This window comes from Streptomyces lycii (assembly GCF_009735685.1).
Taxonomy (GTDB): Bacteria; Actinomycetota; Actinomycetes; order Streptomycetales; family Streptomycetaceae; genus Streptomyces; species Streptomyces lycii.
This window is the reverse complement of sequence record NZ_WHPN01000345.1, coordinates 1-3,576: the sequence shown is the minus strand read 5'-3', so window position 1 is coordinate 3,576 and position 3,576 is coordinate 1. Positions and strand designations below refer to the sequence as shown.

Here is a 3,576-nt window from a genome sequence, read left to right as displayed (position 1 = left end):
GGCACCGTTCGCCGCCGCGACCGGCGCCGCCCTTCCCGGTGAGCCGCCGCCTCGCACGTCCCGCCCGGGGCGAACCCCCGCCCGCCGGGGGCAGGTTGACAGCCCCGACGGGCCCGCGACACCATCCGCCCGGTGCAGATCACCGAGCTCACCCCGGCGGAACGCCGTGTCCTGGAGGCGTTCCCGCGCGGCGCCGGCGTCGATTTCCGGGCATCGGGCGACGAGGACCCCCGGACCGGGGCCTCCTGGGGGCCGGACCGCACCGTGCGCGCCGAGGTGCTGCGGGCCCTGCTGCTCGAAGGACCGGCCGAGCCCGGCCAGATCGCGGGACTCAAGCTCAAGGGCGCGCGCATCACCGGCAAGCTCCATCTGAAGTACGGCACGGTCGAGCACCCGGTGCAGCTCCGGGCCTGCTGGTTCGACCGGCGCCCGAACCTGCACGGGGCGCAACTGCGGGATCTCAAGCTCAGCGACTCGGTCCTGCCCGGGCTGACCGCCGGCGCACTGAGCGTCGACGGGAGCCTGCGGATCAACTGCTGCCGGTTCACCGGCCCCGTACGGCTCGCGGGCGCGCAGATCGCCCGCTCCCTCTTCCTCAACAGCGCGCGCCTCGGGACCACGGAACCGGCCGGCGCCGACCCCGCCGCCTCCCGACCGGGCGCCGGGCAGGACGACTTGGGCCCCGACGAGTACGACGATCCCGGCGAGCCGATCCTCCAGCTGAACCACGCCGTCGTCGGATCGGACATCTGGGCCGCCGGTCTCGTCGCGCACGGCGGCATCCGGCTGAACGGCGCCTCGGTGGAGGGGCTGGTCAACCTGGAGGACGCCGAGCTGAGCGCCCCCGGCGCCACCGCCCTGCACGCCGAGACCCTCGCGGTCGGCACCGACGTACGCGCCAAACGGCTCCGCGCCGAGGGGCGGGTCAATCTCAGCGGGGCCCGGATACCCCGCCAGCTCGACCTCGCGTATGCCCGGCTCGCCACCCCGGACGGGCAGGCCCTGCGCGCCACCAGCTGTGTCATCGGCGAACTGTGGCTGCGGGAGGCCGTCCCGGTACGGGGCACCGTGAACCTGCGCCGCGCCCAGATCGACCTGCTGCACGTACCGCCCTCGGTGTGGCCCGGCACCGTACGGCTGGACGGCCTCACCTACCGGGTCCTCGCCCCGCATCTGCCGGCGGCGGAACGCCTCCCGCTGCTCGAACGCGAGGCGGGCGGGTACGTGCCCTTCGCCTACGAGCAGCTGACCGCCGCGTACCGCACCGTGGGGGACGAGGCCGCCGCCCGGACCGTCCAGCTCGCCAAGCTCCGCCGCCGGCGGCGGACCCTGCCCCGGTACGCCCGGATCTGGGGGCATCTCCAGGACGCCACCGTCGGCTACGGCTTCCGCCCGATGCGTGCCGCCGGCTGGCTGCTGGCCCTGCTGGTCACCGGCGCCCTCGCCTTCGGGTTCCGCCCGCCCGCCCCGCTGAAGGCCGACGAGGCACCGCAGTTCAACGCGGTCTTCTACACCCTCGACCTGCTGCTGCCCATCATCGGCTTCGGCCAGGAGAGCGCCTTCGCGCCGCGCGGCGGGTACCAGTGGCTGTCGTACGTGCTGATCGTCACCGGCTGGGTGCTGGCCACGACGACGGCCGCGGGCGTCAGCCGCTCCCTGCGGCGGCAGTGAGCGCCGGGCGGAACAGCGGGCTCCGCTTCCCGGGAACAGCGGGGTTCCGCGGCCCCCGGGCACAGCGGTCTCCGCGCCCCCGGCACAGTGGTCTCCGCGCCCCCGGCACAGTGGTCTCCGCGCCCCCGGCACAGTGGTCTCCGCGCCCCCGGCACAGTGGTCTCCGCGCCGCCGGAACAGCGGGCCCGTACCGCTGGTACGGCTGTTCCCGGCGCCCGCGCCCGCGGACCGGCGGTGCCGCGCTTCTGTAGGAAACCCACAGCATGCGCCGGTACGCCCTGTCGGGGGCCGGGTCTTCCCGGAGCGGTGCGTACCGATAGTTTCGGGATGTCCAGTCCGCTAGTGAAAGGGTGATCCGTTGAGCCGCTCGGTTCTCGTCACCGGAGGCAACCGGGGCATCGGCCTCGCCATCGCCCGCGCCTTCGCCGACGCCGGCGACAAGGTCGCGTACACCTACCGGTCGGGAGAGCCGCCGCAGGCACTGGCCGAGCTGGGATGCCTGGCCGTGAAGTGCGACATCACCGACTCCGAGCAGGTGGAGCAGGCCTACAAGGAGATCGAGGAGAAGCACGGCCCGGTCGAGGTGCTGGTGGCCAACGCCGGCATCACCCGTGACCAGCTGCTCATGCGGATGTCCGAGGAGGACTTCAGCGCCGTCCTCGACACCAACCTCACCGGCACCTTCCGCGTCGTCAAGCGCGCCAACCGGGGCATGCTGCGGGCGCGCAGGGGCCGCGTGGTGCTGATCTCCTCGGTGATCGGGCTGCTGGGCCAGGCCGGGCAGGCCAACTACGCCGCCTCCAAGGCCGGACTGGTCGGGTTCGCCCGCTCGCTCGCCCGCGAGCTGGGCTCCCGGAACATCACCTTCAACGTCGTCGCGCCCGGCTTCGTCGACACCGACATGACCCGCGAGCTCAGCGAGGAGCAGCGGAAGGGCATCGTCGAGCAGGTACCGCTCAAGCGGTACGCGCAGCCCGAGGAAGTCGCCTCCGCGGTCCGCTTCCTCGCCTCCGACGACGCCGCGTACATCACTGGAGCCGTCATTCCCGTCGACGGCGGATTGGGCATGGGTCACTGAACGTCATGAGTGGAATCCTCGCAGGCAAGCGCATTCTCGTCACCGGCGTCCTCACCGAGTCGTCGATCGCCTTCCAGGCCGCCAAGGTCGCCCAGAACGAGGGCGCCGAGGTGATCCTGACCGGCTTCGGGCGGCTCACCCTCGTCGAGCGGATCGCCAGGCGGCTGCCGAAGCCCGCGCCCGTCATCGAGCTGGACGTCACCAACCAGGAGCACCTGGACGGGCTCGCCGACCGGGTGCGCGAGCACACCGGGGAGGCGGGGCTCGACGGCATCGTGCACTCGATCGCCTTCGGTCCGCAGGGCGCCTTCAACTTCCTGGAGGCGAGCTGGGAGGACGTCGGCACGGCCGTGCACGTCTCCGCGTACTCCCTCAAGTCGCTGACCACGGCCTGCCTGCCGCTCATGCCGCGCGGCGGCTCGGTCGTCGGCCTCACCTTCGACGCGCAGGTCGCCTGGCCGAAGTACGACTGGATGGGCGTCGCCAAGGCCGCCCTGGAGTCGACCAGCCGCTACCTGGCCCGGGACCTCGGCGCGAAGAACGTGCGCTGCAACCTGGTCTCCGCCGGCCCGATCAAGTCGATGGCGGCGAAGTCCATCCCGGGCTTCGAGGAGCTGGCCGACGTCTGGAACCACCGCGCCCCGATCGGCTGGGACCTGGCCGACCCGGAGCCGGCCGGCCGCGGCGTCGTGGGGCTGCTGTCCGACTTCTTCCCGAAGACCACCGGCGAGATCGTGCACGTCGACGGCGGCGTGCACATGATGGGCGCCTGAGCCCCGCCCGTCTTCGCGGCGTTCGTCCACCGGCGGAGCGCCCCGGCCACCGCG

General features: G+C 73.0%; 3 protein-coding genes. All 3 read left to right on the top strand.

Translation table 11 applies throughout. From position 1 onward, the window contains the following. The first annotated feature begins 132 nt into the window (after positions 1-132). The 3 genes from GCU69_RS22315 to fabI all read left to right on the top strand — a co-directional run bounded on the left by GCU69_RS22315 (position 133) and on the right by fabI (position 3,522). Complete coding sequence (locus GCU69_RS22315) at positions 133-1,671, top strand: membrane-associated oxidoreductase (protein WP_156206996.1); 1,539 nt, start codon at positions 133-135, stop codon at positions 1,669-1,671. 358 nt (positions 1,672-2,029) lie between these two features. Next, entirely contained in the window at positions 2,030-2,749 is a 720-nt protein-coding gene (fabG, locus tag GCU69_RS22310) for a 3-oxoacyl-[acyl-carrier-protein] reductase (RefSeq protein WP_098751241.1), read from the top strand. Positions 2,750-2,754: 5 nt separating this feature from the next. Further along, on the top strand, positions 2,755-3,522 hold the full coding sequence (gene fabI, locus GCU69_RS22305) for an enoyl-ACP reductase FabI (RefSeq protein WP_098751240.1): 768 nt from the start codon (positions 2,755-2,757) through the stop codon (positions 3,520-3,522). Positions 3,523-3,576 lie beyond the last annotated feature (54 nt).

What these genes read in the sequence shown, in the direction of transcription:
- fabI (WP_098751240.1), top strand. Translation starts at nt 2,755, where the DNA reads ATGAGTGGAATCCTCGCAGGCAAGCGCATTCTCGTCACCGGCGTCCTC.